Annotated in this window: 19 protein-coding genes; 7 read left to right on the forward strand and 12 right to left on the reverse strand. The window is 69.8% G+C overall.

Annotation, left to right across the window (positions count from 1 at the left end; all coding sequences use genetic code 11):
* The 4 genes from CA984_RS16555 to CA984_RS47190 all read right to left on the reverse strand — a co-directional run.
* The coding region (locus tag CA984_RS16555; RefSeq protein ID WP_165781281.1) for an IS110 family transposase at positions 1 to 247 on the reverse strand (247 nt) is incomplete at its 3' end.
* Positions 248 to 799: 552 nt separating this feature from the next.
* The gene (locus tag CA984_RS45500) at positions 800 to 1,135 is read right to left on the reverse strand and encodes a hypothetical protein (RefSeq protein WP_133061689.1); all 336 of its coding nucleotides are present in this window, start codon (positions 1,133 to 1,135) and stop codon (positions 800 to 802) included.
* A gap of 410 nt (positions 1,136 to 1,545) precedes the next feature.
* A complete protein-coding gene (locus tag CA984_RS16560; protein ID WP_165781282.1) occupies positions 1,546 to 3,429 on the reverse strand; it encodes a S8 family peptidase in 1,884 nt (627 codons plus the stop codon).
* Between the two features lie 346 nt (positions 3,430 to 3,775).
* Positions 3,776 to 3,922 carry a hypothetical protein gene (locus CA984_RS47190; protein ID WP_207620899.1) on the reverse strand — a complete coding sequence of 49 codons (147 nt, stop codon included), beginning with the start codon at positions 3,920 to 3,922 and terminating at the stop codon, positions 3,776 to 3,778.
* A gap of 21 nt (positions 3,923 to 3,943) precedes the next feature.
* Here CA984_RS47190 and CA984_RS16565 point away from each other — a divergent pair, with 21 nt between their 5' ends.
* The 3 genes from CA984_RS16565 (at position 3,944) to CA984_RS16575 (ending at position 6,348) form a co-directional block, all read left to right on the forward strand.
* On the forward strand, positions 3,944 to 4,492 hold the full coding sequence (locus CA984_RS16565) for a GNAT family N-acetyltransferase (RefSeq protein ID WP_086573161.1): 549 nt from the start codon (positions 3,944 to 3,946) through the stop codon (positions 4,490 to 4,492).
* Positions 4,493 to 4,756: 264 nt separating this feature from the next.
* The gene (locus CA984_RS16570; protein WP_086573164.1) at positions 4,757 to 5,389 is read left to right on the forward strand and encodes a TetR/AcrR family transcriptional regulator; all 633 of its coding nucleotides are present in this window, start codon (positions 4,757 to 4,759) and stop codon (positions 5,387 to 5,389) included.
* Positions 5,390 to 5,535: 146 nt separating this feature from the next.
* A complete protein-coding gene (locus CA984_RS16575; RefSeq protein ID WP_133061690.1) occupies positions 5,536 to 6,348 on the forward strand; it encodes a hypothetical protein in 813 nt (270 codons plus the stop codon).
* Positions 6,349 to 6,519: 171 nt separating this feature from the next.
* Here CA984_RS16575 and CA984_RS16580 read toward each other — a convergent pair whose 3' ends face one another.
* Positions 6,520 to 7,452: a TrmH family RNA methyltransferase gene (locus tag CA984_RS16580; protein WP_242675992.1), complete on the reverse strand. Its 933-nt coding sequence runs from the start codon at positions 7,450 to 7,452 to the stop codon at positions 6,520 to 6,522.
* A gap of 188 nt (positions 7,453 to 7,640) precedes the next feature.
* Here CA984_RS16580 and CA984_RS16585 point away from each other — a divergent pair, with 188 nt between their 5' ends.
* Positions 7,641 to 8,411 carry a sugar phosphate isomerase/epimerase family protein gene (locus tag CA984_RS16585; RefSeq protein WP_086573169.1) on the forward strand — a complete coding sequence of 257 codons (771 nt, stop codon included), beginning with the start codon at positions 7,641 to 7,643 and terminating at the stop codon, positions 8,409 to 8,411.
* A gap of 252 nt (positions 8,412 to 8,663) precedes the next feature.
* Positions 8,664 to 9,824, forward strand: a complete 1,161-nt coding sequence (locus CA984_RS16590) for a carboxylate-amine ligase (RefSeq protein ID WP_086573172.1) — start codon at positions 8,664 to 8,666, stop codon at positions 9,822 to 9,824.
* Here CA984_RS16590 and CA984_RS16595 read toward each other — a convergent pair.
* The 3 genes from CA984_RS16595 to CA984_RS16605 form a co-directional block, all read right to left on the reverse strand.
* The gene (locus tag CA984_RS16595; RefSeq protein WP_086573174.1) at positions 9,797 to 11,398 is read right to left on the reverse strand and encodes an NAD(P)-binding domain-containing protein; all 1,602 of its coding nucleotides are present in this window, start codon (positions 11,396 to 11,398) and stop codon (positions 9,797 to 9,799) included. The two genes, CA984_RS16590 and CA984_RS16595, sit on opposite strands and share 28 nt — an antisense overlap.
* A gap of 251 nt (positions 11,399 to 11,649) precedes the next feature.
* On the reverse strand, positions 11,650 to 12,162 hold the full coding sequence (locus tag CA984_RS16600; protein ID WP_242675993.1) for a hypothetical protein: 513 nt from the start codon (positions 12,160 to 12,162) through the stop codon (positions 11,650 to 11,652).
* A 148-nt stretch (positions 12,163 to 12,310) separates the two neighbouring features.
* Positions 12,311 to 12,871, reverse strand: coding sequence for a carboxymuconolactone decarboxylase family protein (locus tag CA984_RS16605; protein ID WP_086573180.1), 561 nt, complete (start codon positions 12,869 to 12,871; stop codon positions 12,311 to 12,313).
* Between the two features lie 322 nt (positions 12,872 to 13,193).
* On the opposite strand from CA984_RS16605, the gene CA984_RS46230 reads away from it, so the two are divergent.
* Positions 13,194 to 13,589 (forward strand): nuclear transport factor 2 family protein, encoded by a 396-nt coding sequence (locus CA984_RS46230; protein ID WP_165781283.1) that lies wholly within the window; start codon positions 13,194 to 13,196, stop codon positions 13,587 to 13,589.
* 243 nt (positions 13,590 to 13,832) lie between these two features.
* Here CA984_RS46230 and CA984_RS16615 read toward each other — a convergent pair whose 3' ends face one another.
* The 3 genes from CA984_RS16615 to CA984_RS16625 all read right to left on the reverse strand — a co-directional run bounded on the left by CA984_RS16615 (position 13,833) and on the right by CA984_RS16625 (position 16,716).
* Complete coding sequence (locus tag CA984_RS16615; RefSeq protein WP_086573185.1) at positions 13,833 to 14,528, reverse strand: carboxymuconolactone decarboxylase family protein; 696 nt, start codon at positions 14,526 to 14,528, stop codon at positions 13,833 to 13,835.
* Between the two features lie 767 nt (positions 14,529 to 15,295).
* Positions 15,296 to 15,805: a DUF4440 domain-containing protein gene (locus CA984_RS16620; protein WP_086573188.1), complete on the reverse strand. Its 510-nt coding sequence runs from the start codon at positions 15,803 to 15,805 to the stop codon at positions 15,296 to 15,298.
* Complete coding sequence (locus CA984_RS16625; RefSeq protein ID WP_086573191.1) at positions 15,802 to 16,716, reverse strand: SDR family oxidoreductase; 915 nt, start codon at positions 16,714 to 16,716, stop codon at positions 15,802 to 15,804. Before CA984_RS16625 ends, CA984_RS16620 begins: the two co-directional genes overlap by 4 nt.
* 104 nt (positions 16,717 to 16,820) lie before the next feature.
* Between CA984_RS16625 and CA984_RS16630 the strand changes: the two genes are divergently transcribed.
* Entirely contained in the window at positions 16,821 to 17,792 is a 972-nt protein-coding gene (locus tag CA984_RS16630; RefSeq protein WP_086573194.1) for an AraC family transcriptional regulator, read from the forward strand.
* A 92-nt stretch (positions 17,793 to 17,884) separates the two neighbouring features.
* Here CA984_RS16630 and CA984_RS16635 read toward each other — a convergent pair whose 3' ends face one another.
* Positions 17,885 to 18,406: a hypothetical protein gene (locus tag CA984_RS16635; protein WP_086573197.1), complete on the reverse strand. Its 522-nt coding sequence runs from the start codon at positions 18,404 to 18,406 to the stop codon at positions 17,885 to 17,887.
* Positions 18,407 to 18,434 lie beyond the last annotated feature (28 nt).

Genomic DNA, 18,434 nt, shown 5'->3' on the forward strand with positions numbered 1-18,434 from the left:
GGTAGGCGACCTGGCAGCCTTCGGCGCGAGCCACGGCGACGGGTAGCGCGCCGATGGAGGCGGGTTGATCGACCACGACGAGCACTGGCCCGTGGGTCTTGAGCTTGCCGAACAGCGCGCGCAGGCGCTGCTCGTCGTTGGGCAGGGGCTTGTCGTGGAGTTTCTTGCCGCGAGGGTCCAGGGCGCAGGCGTGGTGTTCGCCCTTGCCCACGTCTAAGCCGACAAACACCGCGTAGTCGACGCTCATGCCACTACTCCAGTTCAGAGGGTGTTTGGCCTGGTCACAGATCTGGCGACGGCAGCCGACATCCACGTTACGGCGAGACGATCTTCTTCGTCACAAGACAGCGCCTTGTCCCTATTAGCGGTCCACCGACGCCACCAGGCCCGGTGACAACACCCCCCGGATCATCGAAACGACAGGGGCGATCAGTCATGCCGGGCCGGGTGACCTGGCTCCCCGACTCTCATCAGGGACGATCAAAAAGGTAACGGGGAAGACGAGCCCGGGGTTCCGCCGGCGTTTGCCCGCGGCGAGCTGTCCGGCCGCTTGAGCCCGCTTGAGCCCGCTTGAGCCCGCTTGAGCCCGCTTGAGCCCGCTTGAGCCCGCTTGTGCTTGCGGAGCGCCGCCAAGGTCGGTTCCGGCGCGGGGACGACTCGACGAGACCGGTCCGTCTTGGGATCGGCGAACTGAAGAGAGCCGCCCGCCCGCTGGAGCGTCTGCCGTACGGCGAGCAGTCCGTCTGCGAAGTCGATGTCCTCCCAACGGAGCCGAGGAGCTCCCCGTGCCACCACCCGGTCAGCTGGCGCCGTCCCCGAAGTACGGACGTCGCCGTTGCCGCCACCACGGCCGATCAGGCGAGGCACGGGGGTCCGGTGACGTCCGGGCGAGAAAGCTCCTGTCGATGGGAAGCACCAGGCTGTAGAGGTACGGCCTGGCCCAGCGGGGCAGCGCGATGAGTATCCGTTCGAGGTCTCCGCGCGGATCGTCTTCCCACGAGCATCCAGGACATGAACAGGTGGGCGGAAGCCTCGTCATGGTGCCGGGGATGACGTCCCGCGTCCAGGCCCGTAGCGCCTCGGCTACCTCGCCTGGTTCCAGGAGGGTGTGTTCCAGGGCGATCACCGCGGCCATGGGCCGGGAGGTGAGACCGGGGACCTGGTGGATCGAGGGTCTGTGGGTTCCGCACCGCAACCGTCGCGGGCGGACCTCGGAAGGGCGCCTACGCGGCATGGCCCTTTCTGATCGATGTCATGGCGTCGATGATCGCACACCGGAAAGCTGATCTCCAGATCGGCAGGAAGGTGACCAAGGGGGACTCACGGGTACTCGGAGCACTCCCCCGCAGGTCGGCGTCTTCCCAGAAGGACCCCGAGGGTCACCCGGGGTCCTGTCTGTTCTGTTGTCAGGGATGTCACGTCGTGAGCGCTTCCAAGAACTGCGAGTATCTGATCACGGCCTCGGAAAGCGTCGTCCGTGCCGTGACCCGCATGCTGCTCCCGCACCGCCTCGGAGCATATCGATCATGACTTTTCAGGCGCCCGCTACTTGTTGACGTGCTTGTACAGGTAGCCAGCCGCCTTCTTGAGCTGGGCGGACGTGCCGTTGGCGGTGCGGTACTCCTCGGCGATGCCGACGGCCTTCGTCAGCGTGGTGCTGCCGTGGACCTTGGTGGAGCCGTTGTGGACGCCGTGGGCGTAGTTGAGCCAGGCGGCCAGCAGTTCACGGTCGAGCAGAGCCTTGGCGGTCCTGCTCTTGGGGGCGAGGACCTTGTAGGCCTTGCCGAGGGAGCCGGCGTCGGTCACCTCGGGGAAGACCTTGCTGCCGTTCTGCGCGAGCGACAGGTAGCAGACGAGGGTCCTGTCGTCCAGCGTCCCCTTTCCGCGGAGCATCTCGGTCGCCCACCGCTTGGCGTTCAGCGGTTTGGCGCCCTCGCCCCGCTCACACGTGTCCGGAACCGGGACCGGTAGAGGGTCGGGGACCGTGCGGAGGTCGGCGGGGCCGGATGTCTGGCTCCGCGTCGGCGTGGCCGTCGGAGTCGCGGTCGGGGTGACGGTCGGCGTGGGAGACGCGGTCGGCATGGGCGGGAGGGCGGCGAGAAGGTCGATCCGCTTGGTGGTCACCGTGGTGTCGCCGCTGCGGTAGGTGATGCTCTTGCCGGTGGTCTGCAGCTTCTCGACGAGCTTCTCGCCAGGCAGGTGCGGGTAGGCCTGCCGGAGCAGTGCCAGGGCCCCCGCGACGTGAGGTGCGGCCATGGAGGTGCCGCTCAGGACACCGAAGGTGTTGCCGGGCATGGCGGAGTTGATGGCCACGCCGGGCGCGAAGAGGTCGATCAGGGGGCCGCGGTTGCCGAAGGGAGCGGGGGTGTCGTGGTCGTCGGTCGCGCCGACGGTGACCGCCGCGGCGATGCAGCCGGGGCGGACGACGCCGTCCTCGCTCCCGTCGTTGCCCGACGAGATGACGGTGGCCACGCCGGAGCTCTTGAGCTGGAGGATCTCCGACTCGAGAGGAGCGCCGTCACAGTGGACCCTGTACCTCGGACCGCCGCCGATGCTCATGCTGACCGCTACGACATTCAGCCCTGCGCGCACCTCGTCGACATATTGCAGCGCGCGCTTCTGGTCGGAGGTGAAGCTGAGGATGCAGGGTGCGGAGGTGTTCTGTTCCTCGCAGATGGGGCCGTTGAACCGGCTGGACACCTGGATCGGCAGGATGCCCGCTTCCGGCGCGACGCCGTTGGAGGGTGCGGTTCCGGCCTTCTTCCCGGCCGCGATACCCGCGACGTGCGAGCCGTGGTAGCACTTGTTCGCGCCGCGCACGACGCACCTCTCGATCTCGGCGTCGGCCGCGCCCATGCCGATCTGGGACGGGTGGCCGTCGGGGCACACCAAGACGGCCAGGTAGTACGGGTCGAAATCAGAGCTGGAGAAGCAGGCCTCGCCCACGATCCGCCCGGCGAAGAACGGGTGATCCCGATCGATGCCGGTGTCGAGGATCGCGATGGTGGAGCCCTTGCCGGTCCAGCCCGCCTGGTTGGCCCTGTCCGAACCGATCAGCTTGGTGCTGACGTCGAGCGTCGGCTTGCTCACTTCGTCCTTGTAGACGGCCTTCACCCGGCTGTCGGTCTTGAGTTCGGCGAGGGTCGGCTTGTCGACGGTGGCGACGATGAACCCGTCGGAGCTGGTCTTGCTGATGACCTTGGTCTTGCTTGAGGCCGCTTCGACGGTCCTGGCCACACTTGCAAGGCTCTGGCCACGCTCGATCTCGATGATCGCGCGTACCTTCTCGCCCCTCTGCACCTCGGCCGCGAGGCTCTTGGCCACAGTGGGGTCGTCGGCGGTCGCCTGAGCTGGTGACCCGACGGCCAGCGCGGCCGTCACGGTGATGGCGAGCACAGAGGTGCTCGCCAGTAGAGACCGCAGTCTCACTGGTCCTCCGAGGGGAGCGAACCGTCCTGAGCCGGACGGGCTGAGGATGGGGGAACTGTCAGCGGACAGAGGGGGCTGAACTGCGGAAGGCTCAGCTACTCGCCGTTCTCACTACCAAAGTCCTGAAATATCCGCATGTACGGTAAATGCGAAGATCAAGAGTAGCCAGTGATCACCGAGGCTGACGAGAATGAAGTAGGACCGTTATCCGATCTTTCAGACATCTGAAACCAGGCGTAGGTCCGCTTCACGATCCAGCGACGCGGGATCACCCCGACGCAGGATCACCCCGACGCAGGATCACCCCGACGCGGAGCACGTCGCGCGGTGGCACGTCGTTCCTGGCTCAGGTGGAGCGCATGCCACTGCCGGCTCCCTCCAGGGCCGGGGAGAGGTGGCGGTTGCCGAGCTTGAAGCGGAGCGCGGCGTCGAGTCCCAGCGGGACGGACTCTCGCCACTGCGACCGGGACGGAGACGTATGTGACCGACGCATGATCGATGGGACGATCAAGGCGTGCACATCGAGTTCTTGAGATTCTCACCCGACGACGGAGACCCGCTCGCCGATTTCCTGACCGAGGAGGAATGGCCGTACCACGCGGGAACGCAGGACCGGGAGACGGTCAAGCGCCGGGTCGCCGAAGGCCTTTACGACAGCGATGAGACAAGAACGTTCTGGGTGCTCGTAGACGGCGAGCGCGCGGGGCTGGTCAAGCTGCAGGATCTCACCGACGACACACCCATGTTCGACCTGCGGATACGGCGGGCCTGGCGGGGGCGGGGCGTCGGCACGGAGGCGGTGGCCTGGCTGACCGGCTACCTGTTCGCCGAGTTGCCCGACATCATGAGGATCGAGGGCACGACCCGCCAGGACAACCATGCGATGCGAGCGATCTTCCGCAAGAGCGGCTACGCGAAGGAGTCCCACTACCGGGAGGCGTGGCCGGCGCCGGACGGCACACGCCACGACTCGATCGGCTATGCGATCCTCCGGCGCGACTGGCTTTCCGGGACGGTCACACCCCCCGACTGGCAGGACGAGCCCGCACGTCCGGACAGGTGATCGGTCCGGGATCCTCGACCGACCTCCTGCGGGCGCCTGCCGATCGTGAGGCGCCCGGATGCGCCGATCGACGGCAGGCGGACGCCCGGCCGCGCCGGTCCCGGCCGCGGACCTGATCAGCCCTCAGTCCACCGGCCGACCTGCCGCCTGATCAGCCGCTTCGCCGAGCCACGGTGAGGTCGCCCGGCGCCCGCGTCCTCGCCGGACCGGGCCTGTCCGTGCGGGTTCACGCGGTCATCTGGCCGAACGTGTTAGCTTTTGACCATGCGGCCAGAAAATAATCCAGCGGGCCGGAATCCGAGATCGTTCATCGAGACGGCCCGCCGGGCGCAGATCATCGCCTCGGCCATAGAGGTGATCGCTGAGCACGGGTTCGCCGGCGCCTCGCTGGCCCGCATCGCCAAACACGCGGGGATCAGCAAGGGTGTCATCTCCTACCACTTCACCGGCAAGGACGAGCTGATGAAGGAGGTGGTCAGCCAGGTCTACGCCGACACCGTGCGATACATCCTGGCCAGCATGGAGGGCCAGGAGACCGCGACAGCGCTGCTCAGGACCCAGATCATCGCCGGCGCCCGGCACATGCGCGAGCACCGCGCCCAGATCAAGGCGCTGGGCGAGATCTTCTCCAACCTGCGCCTGCCGGACGGCAGGCCCCGTTACGGGGTCGCCGCGAGCGAGGAGCTGTTCCAGTCGCTGGAGAACATCTACCGCCTCGGCCAGCAGAGCGGCGAGTTCAGGCCGTTCGACGTCCGCGTCATGGCCGTCAGCCACTCGGCGGCCGTGGACAACATGTTCGCCTACTGGTCCGCACACCCCGAGCACGACCTCGAAGCGCACGCCCGCGAGCTGGCCGACCTCTTCGAACACGCCGTCGGCGCGAAGACCCGTTCCTGATCGCCGAAAGCCCACCCCTAGCTCAGGACCGACGGCTCCCTCTGGCGGAGGCATGTGCCCGCCTGTGCGCAACGGTTCGCCGAGCGACCACCTTCCCGTGATCATCCAAGGTAAAGCCGGGGTAGATCGATAACTATCATCCTGCTATGTCGAACCCTGGGACAGCACGAATGATCATGGTGGGATGCCTGGCGGGGGCTCTGACGGGATGCGGGGTGCTCGGCGAGCTGACGGCCGACCAGGCAGTGATCACCGCGAGCCAGCCGTTCCGGGGGTCGCCCTCGGAGAAATTCGCCGAAGGGGTCGACGGCATCGTCGTTCCCGAGGCGCGGCCGGTGAAGCACTTCTCCACCAGGGACGTACGGTCGGCGTTCCTGACCAGCAGGCGGATGCTGAGGGCCGCCCACCTTGACAGGCAGACCCTGCTCGGTGGCAGGCCGGACGCCTTCGCGGAGCAGCTCGACCCCCAGCAGCGGAAGGACTTCCTGCGGAACCTGGACCACAAGGTCCAGGACAAGAACACCCGTGCCTGGGTGACCAGCTTCGCCCCCGGTTCGGCCGAGCTGGTCGGCGACGTGGTCAAGGTACAGGGGAAACTGGCCGCCGAGTCAGGCGCGGACGAGAACGGCCGGCCCGAGCTGTGGGTGAACTACGAGGCGCGGTTCGTCTACGCGCTCCGTCCGGCGGGCAAGCACAGCCCCATCGTCCGGGTGATGGTCTTCGTCAAGGCGCGGCACGAGTTCTGGCGGGACGAGCCGGGTGCCCGGCTGCGCAACTGGGACGGCGAGAGCACCGAGTTCTGGTCGGCGGGAACGGAGTGCGACTCTCCGGACGGGTTCCTCCGGCCCGACTACACCGGCGAGGGAGGCGGAGGCGGAGGCGGCCAGGTGGACGACGCCTACGACGACAAGGCCGCTCCGCTCAAGGACGGCGAGTGCGGGACGGTCGACGAGATCTGACCCCGTTCCACCCCGCGGTACGGCCGACGCCACAGACCCCGACACACCTGACGCCACAGACCCCGATACGGCCGACGCCATGGACCCCGACACACCTGACGCCACAGACCCCGATACGGCCGACGCCACAGAGCCCGGTACGGCCGACGCCACCGACCGCTGGAGGCGGGGTCAGCGGTCCGTGGCGGGAAAGTCGCGCTGCCGGGCAGCCTCGTACAGCACGAGGGTGCCGGCCGAGGCGGCGTTGAGCGAGCTGGCGGCGCCCCCCATCGGGATCCGCACGACCTCGTCGCACATCTCACGCCAGCGCGCGCTCATGCCCGCGGTCTCGTTGCCGACCACCAGCAGGGTGGGGGCGGTGAGATCGCACCCGGAGATCGGCGTCGAGCCGCTCTCGTCGGTGCCCACGATCCTGATCGGCAGCCCCCTGTCGCGCTGCGCGCCGACCCAGTCGAGCACGTCGTCCGGCGAAGGCCGGCGCACCACCGGCAGGCTGAACAGCGATCCGGTGCTCGCCCGCACCGACTTGGGATCGTAGACGTCGGCGGCGTGACCGGTCACGATCAGTCCCGCGGCGCCGAAGGCGTCGGCCGAACGCACCAGCGTGCCGATGTTGCCGGGGTTGCCGGGGCGGTCGAAGGCCACCCCCAGGAAGCCCGGCCCCGGCCGCAACCGGTCGAGGTCGTCGGGGAGCAGCGCCCCGACCGCGATCAGCTCGGGCGCCTCCGACTCCCGCTCGCCCAGCTCCTGCAGCAGCTCGGGGGCGACCTCGGCGAGCGGGACGCCGCTGTCGTCGATCAGGCGCCGCGCCCACTCCGACAGCCGCTGGCCGGCCGGATACAGCAGGGTGCGCAACGGCCAGCCGTGCTCGACGGCCAGTGTGATGGGCCGCACGCCGTGGATGAGGAACTCCCCGGTGCGCTGGCGCTTGGTGCGGTTGGTCAGCAGCGCCTGCCACTGCTGGAAGAGGGCGTTGCGGGCGGTGACCTTCGGCACCCGTCCGGGCCGGGTGGCCTGGGCGGGAGATGCCGCGGCCACGAAGGGCCCACGCGTCCTGGCGCGGCTGCCCCGCTTCGTTCCGCTGTCGTGTTCTCTGCCCGGCACGGAACAAGGCTAACAGCCAGGCCTCACCTCGGATCTTGATCAGCCGGGGCCGGCTGGACACGTGTGTCTCCTCCTCCCTACCTTGAACTGCCGCCGAGCGGCCGGGTCGCCGGAGACCTCACCCGCACCGCCCGTCCGGCCGGCACGCCGGCGCCCACCCGGCGAACCGCCCAGGAGAGGACCGCCCGATGAAGTTCGCGTTCAGCACCCTCGGCATGCCGGGCGCCGGGCTCGCCGAGGCGGTCTCGACGGCCACACGGCACGGTTGCGCCGGGCTCGAACTCCGCCTCCACCCCGACACCGGGGTCCATGCCGGGCTGACGGCCGCCGGACGGGCCGCCGTCCGCTCGACCGTCGCCGGGACGGGCGGGCTCGCGATCGCGGCTCTCGCCGGATACGCCGGGATCTCCGCGCCCGGACCGGACGGGCCCGTCGTCCGGGCCCTGCTGGACGACCTCTCGCTGGCCGCCGACCTGGGCGCCCCCGCCGTACGGGTGTTCCCCAAGGGTGAGGACGTCGAGGCCGGAGTACGGCGGCTGCGCGCGGTCGCGGGATTCTGCGTGGAGTCCGGCGTCCGGGTCCTGGTGGAGACCCATGACGCGCTGCCGACCGGAGCCGCCGTCGGGCGGCTGCTCGACGCGCTGGCGATGCCCGCGGTGGCCGGGGCGCTGTGGGACGTGCTCCATCCGTGGCGGCACGGCGAGGCGCCCGCGGACACCATGAAGGCACTGGGCGACCACCTGGCGTATGTCCAGATCAAGGACGCCGTGTCGGCGGCTGACACGACCCCGGTGCCGTTGTGGACGGGTGGGGTGCCGCTTGACGAGTGCGGTGAGCTGCTGCGCGGATTCGGCGGCTGGGTCTCCCTTGAATGGGAGCGGACCTGGTATCCGGACGTCCCGCCGCTGGAGGAGATACTTCCCGGAGCCCGCGAGTGGGTCGCGCGCTTCTCTGCCTGACGCCTACGGCTCCGGCGGTCTCCGGCGATCACCAGTGGGCTCCGGTGGGGGAACCGACGGGCTCGGGCGGGCTCCAGTGGGAACCGGCGGGCTCCTGCGGGCTCTTGAGGGAGAACCGGTGGGTTCCTACGGAGGAACCCCGGGGCGAGATGCCCTTTTACCCCCGCAGAAACAAGATCGAATAGGTAGCGTGACGTCGGTAGGCACGCCACCGGACACGGACGATCCGCCCCGGGCGGGAGTGGAGTAGGGATGACGGCGACCGTGGACTCATCGGATCCACTGCCCTTCGACGCGCTCTGCCCTCTGGTGGGGGTGGAGGAGGAGTACCTGGTCGTCGACCCGTCGACGCGGGCGGTGGCGCCGGAGGCGGCCGCGGTGCTGGAGCGCGCCACCGCCGAGCTGGGCGAGCAGGTGAGCACGGAGATCACCAGGTTCCAGGTGGAGGCCAAGACGTCGCCGTGCGCCGACATCTCCGAACTGGAGGGACGGCTACGGCGGATGCGGTCGGCGATGGCCGCCGCGGCCCGGGCCGGAGGGCTGGCGGTGGTCGCCTCGGGCACGCCGGTGCTGGGCGAGGTCGTCCCGCCGCCGATCACCGACCACCCGCGCTACGAGGTGGGGATCGGCACCTACCGGGCGCTCCACGACGAGCAGAGCATCTGCGCGGGGCACGTCCACGTGCACCTGCCCGACCGCGAGCGGGCGGTGCTGGTGAGCAACCACCTGCGGCCGTGGTTGCCGGTGCTCATCGCGCTGATGGCCAACTCCCCGTTCTGGGCGGGCCGTGACACCGGATACGCGAGCTGGCGGACGCTGAGCTGGGGGAAGTGGCCGGTGGCCGGGCCGCCGCCGTACTTCGCCTCCCTGGCCGAGTTCGAGGAGCTGATCGGCACGCTGACCGAGGCCGGCGTGCTGGTGGACCCGGGGACGATCTTCTGGGACATCCGGCCCTCGGCGCGGCTGCCGACGCTGGAGATCCGGGTGACCGACGTGCCGGCCACCGCCGAGGAGTCCGCGCTGCTCGCGGCCGTGGTGCGGGCACTGGTGGTGGTGTCGCTGGAGCGGGTGGAGTCCGGCGATCCCGGCCCGCGCCTGTCGGCCGAGCTGCTACGGGCGGCCTACTGGCAGGCGGCCCGTGACGGCCTGGAGGGGCGGGGCATCGACCCGCTCACCGGTCGGCTGGTCCCCGCCGCCGAGCTGTGCGAGGCGCTGCTGCGGCACATCGGCCCGTCCCTGGAGCGGACCGGCGACCTGGAGACGGTGACCGTGCGGCTGAAGCGGCTCCGTGCCGCCGGCAGCGGGGCGGCACGTCAGCGGGCGGCCCACGATCGCCGTGGGCGGCCCGCCGACGTGGTCGACCACCTGATCGAGCATCTGGTGGATCAGGACGGCTCGGGGATGTGGGGCTGAGCGGAGTCCGGCGCATCCGCCGGAGGCGCGAGGCGGGAGGTCAGGAAGGCGCGTAGCGGCTGCACGTGCCGGACCGGGTGCCGCCACACCGCGAGCAGGTCCTCCAGCAGATGCTGTTCGGCGACCATCTCGCGATGGCTCCATGCCCGGACGACGGGATGGAGGAAGGCGCTCTCGTGTGCCCGGTCGGGGGTCGGGTGCCGCTGGATGGCGAACACGTCGCCGTAGTCGCCGCGCCCCCACCGCAGGGTGAGGGTGAAGTACAGGGGATGCTCCGCGAACCGGTCGACCGCGTAGTCCTCCGGCAGGTCCGCGTAGTGAAGGATCCGGCCGGAGTCCTGGTCGACCACGTACACGTCACACAGGTACTCGAACTGGGTCCACAGCGCCGAGCTGTAGTTCACCCGCTCCAGCATGGTGGCGGTCAGCTGGTCGGCGTCGACCGGCAGCAGCCGGTGGTCGAGCGGGGCCTGCCCGTAGCGCTCGTCGAGCAGGCGGGCCAGGGTCCGCAGGTTGTAGCGGAACCCGTCGATGAACGCCGAGGACGCGCCCTTGAAGTCGCGGCCCTGCATCAGGGTGCCGGCGAAGTACAGGCCGTCGACGTTCGTCGACTGGAAGTCGGGGCCGATCGCCGGGATCCGTCCGTTCGGGGCGAGTTCGGGCCGGCAGGAGTCGTCGAAGAGGGCGGTGTCCATGGTGAAGCCGGTGCATCGCAGCACCACGTCGTACTCCAGCAGCGCCTGCTCGCCCTCGGCCAGGGTGTAGGTGATCTCCGCCTTGAACCGGTCGCCCTCGCGCCAGAGCCGGTCGATCTGGCATTCCAGCACGCCGTGCAGGGTCTTGAACCAGTAGCTGTCCAGCAGCGCGCCGTACTGGCCGCGCACGTCGCCGGGGTGCTTGCTCGTCCACGCGAACCGGACCGGACGCGGGCTGGCCAGGTGGACGACGGCGGCGTGGCCGAGGATGGCCTGGGCGGTCTCGAACGCCGAGTTGCCCTTGCCGATGATCAGCACCCGCTTGTCGGTGAAATCCTCCGGGGCGGTCGGCATGTCCTCATATCCGACAGCCAGCTCGATCCCCGGGATGTCGGGGATGTTGGGCCCGCCCCAGCCGGTCGCCATGATCAGGCATTCGGCGCGGAACACCTCGCCCGCGGTGTGCACGACGAAGACCCCGTCCACCTTCTCGACCCGGTCGACGGCGGTGGAGAAGCGCACGTTGAGCGCGTGTTCCCGCTGGAAGTCGGCCAGATAGCGCAGCAGGTCGTCCGGGGACGGGAAGTACTCCTGCGAGTAGCGGGGGAACAGCAGGCCGGGCGCGTCGTTGAGCAGGGAGTTCCAGTCCCAGCGCAGGGCGATCTCCGGATCCTTCTCACCCGTGTGGACCTTGTTCAGCGAGATCAGCCTGCGGTGGCGCGGGTAGTGGCGGAAGAAGCTCCCCGGCTCGGCCTCCCGTTCCAGGGTGAGGTAGTCGGCGCCGGCGCGCTGCAGGAAGTAGCTGATCTGCAGACCGCCGGGACCGGCCCCGATGATCAGGTAACGGTGGATGTGCTCGCCGGCTCCCGTCGTCGTCATCGGCCTCGACGCTCCGTCCCGGCCGGCGGGTCCATGTGGCCGGCGGTGCCGGGCGCGTCGGTGGTCAGGGCGGTGCGTGGCAAGGGCACTCCTCGTGCGGTTGAAGACGTGGGGCGCCTCACACGCGGTGCGGGCGGTCCCGTCCGTCCGGTCGGACTCCCCAGGCATGGGGCCGATGTGCCCTGCGGGAACCGGCGGCGCTGCCGGCGGCTCCCGCCTCACGGGGCAACGGTCTCAGGAGATCACATCGCTCAGGCCGCGACAGTGGCACAGCGGCAATTCATGACTGCCCTTTCGGCCTTATTCGGCCTGCGGTGCAGCCACATGGCGACCACCATGGGCGCGAACACGATCGCGTTGTAGAACAGATGCAGCTCGACGCGGGGCACCAGGAGCTGGATCATGCTGGTCGGCACCGGCTTGCCCGCCAGATGGAGCCCGGTGAGCGCCTGGCCGAGCAGCAGCAGATGCTCCAGGTGGTGCCAGGCCTGGATGCCCAGGGAGATGTTCCACCAGGTACGGGCGCGGCCGGTGAAGCCCTTCCGGAGCAGGATCAGCCCGACGAGCATGACCAGCGCGTAGCCGTAGTGCATCCACTCGGATGTCACCAGCCACGGGAACGGCAGCCCGAGCACGCCGCGCGCCTCCGGGATCGGCCAGCCCATGACGTAGATCTGTATGGCCTGCGTCACGTGCTCGGCCCAGTGTGCCAGCACGATCACCAGGAAGGCGTTCACCCCGATCCGGTGGTAGTCGGTGTTCATCGAACTGATCAGGCCTGTTCCGGCCGGTAACGCGCCTGAGTGGCTCGCCATGTGTGTCCTTCACGGTGGTCGGGTCCGCCGGGTGATCGGCGTGTTTTCTTCTCGGCGCCTCTCAATGGCACAGGCGTGCGTTCCCCGATGCGGATCCTCAGCTCTGGCGCTGCGATTCGGCCAGCAACGCCAGGTAACCGTCTGAGACGATCCGTTGTGCCCGTGCGGTGTAGGAGGCCGGGTCGTCGGGAGCGATCGTGGCCAGGCCGTCGACGTAGCGGTTGAACATGCAGAACGCCGCAGCGATCAGGACCGTGTCGTGGATCTCCAGATCCGTCGCGCCCGTCTCGCGTGCGGCGGCGATCTCCTGCTCGGAGACCTTCTGCCCGCTCTGCTGGACCGCGGCCGCGATGGCCAGCAGAGCCCTCAGCTTCTCCGAGACCGGCGCGGCCCCGAGATCGGCGCGGACCTGCTCCACCAGCGCCATCCCCTCGGGAAGCTGCGCGGCCGCGTAGGCGGCGTGCGAGGAGAAGCAGTACCGGCACTCGTTCAGCGCCGACACGTATGCGGCGATCAGTTCCCGCTCCCCGCGCGACAGGGTGCTCTCCTGCCGGAGCAGCACCTCCACCAGTTCGTTCAGCGGACGGGCGGTCTCCGGGCGGAACATGAACAGGCCGCGGATTCCGGGCGCGTCCGAATTAAGCGTGATGTGGGGCATAAAGGTTCCCTTACCGGCGAGATGAAGGCATCTCTCACGCCGTCTTAGCGCACAAATCATCCGACAAATGCTCATGATCGCCACATCAGTACATGGCTGTCAACGGTTCATTTACGGACATCACATTATTCGACAGATAATGGCCATTAACTACCCCGACTGTGGCCATATGGCCTCACGGTATGTGTGTCCCCTGACTGCCTCAGTCACGGGCGTATGGCCTCACGGTAAGTGTGTCCTCACTCCCTTGTCCGCTCGTGCTGGCCAAGCTAGCGTCACCAATGCGCGCAAATACCCATCAGCTATCGCAAGGAGGACATTCGTGTCTGAAGACCCCAAAATCACCCTTGCCCGTGACAGCTACGACGCGCTCGCCAAGGGAGACTTGGATCACGTCCGTGACAACCTGCTCGCCGACGAGGTTGTCTTCCATGTTCCGGGCCGAGGCCCTCTGGCCGGTGAATACCACGGGAAGGACCAGGTCCTGGGCTATCTCGCGAAGTTCACCGAAATGACCGACGGTTCGGTCCGCTTCGAGCCCGATTCCATCATCCCCGGCGAGGACCGCACCGTGGTGACGGTGCGCGTCCACGGGGAGCGCGCCGGCCGGCAGTTGGACGACCGCGGTGTCCACGTGTTCCGTATCACCGACGGAAAGATCAGCGAGCGCTGGAGCTATCCGCAGGACCTTTACAACATCGACGCGTTCTTCGAGTAAACAGTATGCGCCATTCCCGCTCCATCCCGGGAACCATTCGGCGCTGATACCGGCTATCGGTCGATCACAGCAGGCCCTACCGCCAGTCGGCTGTTTTCCGCACAATCCGATCTGCGCCGAGAACCTCCGTGGCGGTTGGGCCTGCCACACAGCCGGTATATCTCCTCCGGCTCTTCTCCGTCCTTCTCCGGCTCTTTCCCGGTCTCCGTCCCGGATGCGGGCGCGCACCCGCCGGCGCCGCCGTCAGCTCTGGCTCAGCGAGTCGGTCAGCACCGCCAGGTACCCGTCGCTCCGCTGAGCGCGCACGGCGTAGTGCGCGGGGTCGTCGGAGGCGATCGTGCCCAGGCCGTCGACGTAGCGGTTGTACATGCAGAACGCCGCCGCGATCAGCACCGTGTCGTGGATCTCCAGATCCGTCGCACCCGCCGCCCGGGCGGCGTCGACGTCCGCCCTGGAGACCTGCTTCCCGCCCTGCTGGACCGCGGCCGCGATGGCCAGTAACGCCCTCAGCTTCTCCGAGACCGGCGCCGCGTCCAGGTCCGCGCGGACCTGCTCCACCAGCGTCATCCCTTCGGGAAGATGCGCGGCCGCGATGGCCGCGTGCGTGAAGAAACAGAACCTGCACTCGTTCAGCGCCGAAACATATGTGGCGATCAGCTCCCGCTCCCCACGCGACAGGGAGTTCTCCCGGAACAACAGCACCTCCACCAGGCCGTTCAGCGGGAAAGCCGCCTCCGGCCGGAATTTGAACAGGCCGCGGATTCCGGGATCGTCGGAGTTGAGAGCGATGTGCGGCGTGGACGCCCCCTCATGGTTGAACTGTCCCGGACGGGTGCGGTCCGCCCATTCCACATCGCAGGAGGGGGCACGGGAAGAAAGGATGTCCGACAGTTTTTCGGCGACATTCGGGCGGGTCGGATAGGCGAGTGCGTTCGTCATCTCTTGACTCCCTTACAGAGCTGTTCATATGTCCTCGTACAAATAACTCTGCGTTCTCCGCGACCCGTGAACCAGACGGCTCGGAGTCATCAAGTTGTCCACCGGAAGCCACTTCCTGCCAGCCCGGAATTTGACAGGAGCGGACGCGGCGGCGATGTCCCGGTCCGGGCGACCACGCGCAGCGGGACGCCGGCCCGGTGCGCTACGCGGACGGAGGCCACCTGGCGCGGGATGTCGCGGGGGCGGCGGCGCCGGTCGCCCGCGGCTCTGCGGCCGGGTCGCCGTGCGGGGGATTCGATCACGGCCCCGGCGGTCCCGATCGCCGCCTCTCCCGCGTCCGGCGGACGCCCCCGTCCGCCACCGAGGTGGCGTACAGGTCCGCCTGACGAGTGTCGTGATGACGAGCAGGATCGCGCCGAAAGCCGCGACCAGCCGGGGCGGTCCACTGAACACACGGCGGAAGACCAGCGGTGTCCGTCTCCGCGCGGAATCCGGCTTCCGTGCATTCATCGCGCCCCGATGTACGCACATTCCGGGGAATCAGAGCTAAGGGCAAGTTTATGGCGAATACGGTGATAAATCCGATATATCGTGGCAACGGCAGCGTGATATTGAAATCGTGACATTAGCCGGTCGGCAGCCCCCGACCGGCCGGGGTCCGCTCCTTGGAGATCACCCGCAGGTGCGCCGGGGCGTTCTCCGACCGGCACCCGCGTGACAGGCCGCAGCCCCTGCCGGACAGTCGGCGTGTGACCGGCTTGTGGCGATCAACCAGCCGGGGTCTCGGGCATCCATGTCTCGTGCAGGTGCCGCCAGCGCAGTCCGTGCGGAGCCACCGGATCGCGCAGGAACACCGCGGTGGCGCGGCGGTTCCGGTCGGCGCCCGTACCGCGCTGCCCCTCCTGGTAGGCGGCCACGAGCAGCGGGCCGTCCACCGCCACCAGCTCCACCTCGCGGATCCGTATCCCGATCCCCGGCGTACGGCCGTGCGCGGCCTCGACCCAGGCCAGCACCTGGTCGCGGGTCAGCGACGAGCCGTCCGGCCCGCTGAGCGTGAAGCCCGGCATGTGAGCCCGGGCGAAGGCGGCGAACTCCTCGGCGGTGCGCGGAGCTCTCCCCGAAAGCCAGCGTTCGAGGACCTCGTGCAGACGAACGATCTCCGCCCGGCAGGCCGCCCCGTCCGCCGCCTCCTGGGAACCGCCGGCGCCCGCCCGGTGAACGCTCCCGGCGACCGCCCCGCGTGCCGTACCGTCCGCCGCCGCGTGCGGCCCGGTCATCGGGCGGTCCCGGCGAGGAGACGCCAGGGGCGGGCGGCGATCCAGGTGCGCAGGGGCGTGAGCCTGATGCCCAGCGTCTCCTCCACCGCCCGGCGGTCCACGCCGTACAGGGGCGCGTCGGCGCCGGCGGCCCACCGGTAGGTCGAGGCCACGCCGGCCGCGACCGGTCCGCCGAACACGCGGGCCAGACCCGCCTCGAACTCGGCGGGGTCCTGGGCGGCGTAGCCGACCCGGTGGCCCAGCTCCGCGGTGAAGGCAGCGGCCAGCTCCGGGCCGGTCACCTCGTCGGGACCGCCGATGTCTAGGACGGCGCCGGCCAGGCCGTCCCGGGTGAGGGCGGCCACCGTCGCGGCGGCGAGATCGTCGTGGCTGAGCCACGCGACCGGGGAACGGGCGGGCAGCGGGTAGCGCAGCACGCCGTCGTGGACGAGCGGTCCCGCCACCCACGGCGCGCAGAGGTTGTCGAGGTAGATCGGCGGACGCAGGACGACGGTGGGCACGCCCGAGCCGAGCAGCGCGGTCGCGGCGGCCCGCCTGGTCTCGAACGCCGCCACCCCCGTCACGGCCACCGGCAGCCGGTTGCCGGTGTTGAACACCAGGCGCCGCAGGCCGGAGGCGAGCGCCGCGTCGGCGACGTTGCGTACGTAGGAGGCGACCCGCTCCGGCTCGTAGATCATGGGCAGCAGGACCGAGGCGTGCGTCGTGCCCGCGAAGGCCGCCTTGGCCTGCTCGGGGTCGCCGAGGTCGGCGACGAAAGGCTCCGCCCCTTCCGGGAGGCGGTCGCGGCCCTCTGCGGAGTGGGTCAGCCCGCGCACGTGGTGGCCCTGTGCCAGCAACCGCCGGGCGACGGCGCCGCCCTGCGCTCCGGCCGCGCCGACCACAAGGTGCCGCTGCCGCTCGATCGATGTCATCACGCACTCCGTCGCTGATGGGTCCGGTGGATCGGTGACCAGTCTGCGCGACCCGATTCGATACGATCGATAGATATCTGTCCCTGAATGCTTAAGGATCGTCCGTGGAGTGCGACGGAGACCTGCTCAGCGAGCTGCTCGCCCCGCTGCGCCTGCACGGCGTCTTCCACAGCCGCTGGTCGGCGCGGGCGCCCTGGGGCGTGGCGGGCGAGAGCGAGCACTGCGCGATCCTGCACTACGTGCAGGAGGGCGAGTGCACGGTGGAGCTGCCCGAGGCGGCGGGGCCGATCCGGCTGCGCGCCGGCGACCTGGCCGTCTTCCCCCACGGCAGCGCGCACCGGCTCGCCGACAGGCCTGGTCGGCCCACCGTCCCGCTGTCCGAACTCCTCCCCGGACGGCGGCCCGGCGCCGTGCGCACCGTCGAGATCGACGGCCCGGGGCCGGCCACGACCATGCTGTGCGGCGGCCTGCACTACGACGGAACCGCCGCGGCCCCGCTGTACCGGGCGCTGCCCTCGGTGTTCGTGCTCGACCGGGCGGTGCTGGAGGGACAGCCGCTGCTGGCCGGCACGTTGCGGGGGCTGACCTGCGAGTGGGCGGACGGCGAGCCCGGGGCGGGACTGGTGGCGCTGCGGGCGTTCGAGCTGACGTTCGTGCTCGCCCTGCGCGCCGTGCTCAGCGAGCCCGCGTACGGCGAGCCGGTGCTGCGCGCGCTGCGCCACCCGGCGATCAGCAGGGCGCTGCTGGCCGTACACGGCCGGTTCGCCGAACCATGGACGCTGGAGTCGCTGGCGGCGGAGGCCGGGCTGTCACGGTCGGCCTTCGCCGCGACCTTCCGCGACCTCGTCGGCGAGACGCCGATGCGCCATCTGACCGGCCGCCGGATGCAGGAGGCGGCCCGGCTGCTGACCGAGACGACGCTGGCGCAGAACCGCATCTCCGAGCGCGTCGGCTACCGGTCCGGCGTCGGCTTCCACCTCGCCTTCCGCACCTGGTGCGGTCAGACGCCCGGCGAGTATCGCCGTTCACGCCGGAGCCAGGGCCCGGCGCGAACGGCGGCCCTCTCACGGTCGTGACGCCACGGGTCGCGAGACTCAGCCGGCGGCGCGCCCGCGAGCAGGGACGCCCCCATGCCCGCGCCGCGGCTCCGTGAGCGCCACCGGGGCCGCTACCGGGTGGCGGCGGCGTCCCGGTAGGTGTTCCGGACGACCAGCAACCGGTCGAGGATGAACCGCGACGGCTCGGCGCCGCGCACGCGCCGCCCGCGGTCGGACCAGAACGCGCGCTCGGGCACCTCGTCCTCCCCCGGGGGGATGAACTTGATCACCTCCTCGACCGCCGCCATCGCGATCGTCAGCGCCTGCTCCGCCTCACGCGGCTCGTCGGCCGGCACGCTGCCCGCCGTCAGGTCGGCCACCCACATCCACTCCCCGGCGTCCAGCAACTGCGACGGCTCCGGGCCGCCGAACGTGGGGAACCGTACGGGCGGCACCTCGCGCTCCGGCAGGCCGAACAGGAACTCCCGCTCCGCGTCGCAGTCCGGGCACGTGCCGGAGTACCGGGCGACCGGCTCCCCGTCGACGCTCCCCGGCGCGCTCTCCCAGACCGTGTCGGCCGAACCGCACGAGCACGGGTGCAGGTCGAGGTAGAGGTGCGCCTCGTCCCCGCTGCGCGTCACCGGAAACGGCATCGGAATCCCCTCTCCCGGCCGGCTCTCC

The sequence above is a fragment of the Streptosporangium minutum genome (assembly GCF_002149035.1).
GTDB classification, from domain to species: domain Bacteria; phylum Actinomycetota; class Actinomycetes; order Streptosporangiales; family Streptosporangiaceae; genus Streptosporangium; species Streptosporangium minutum.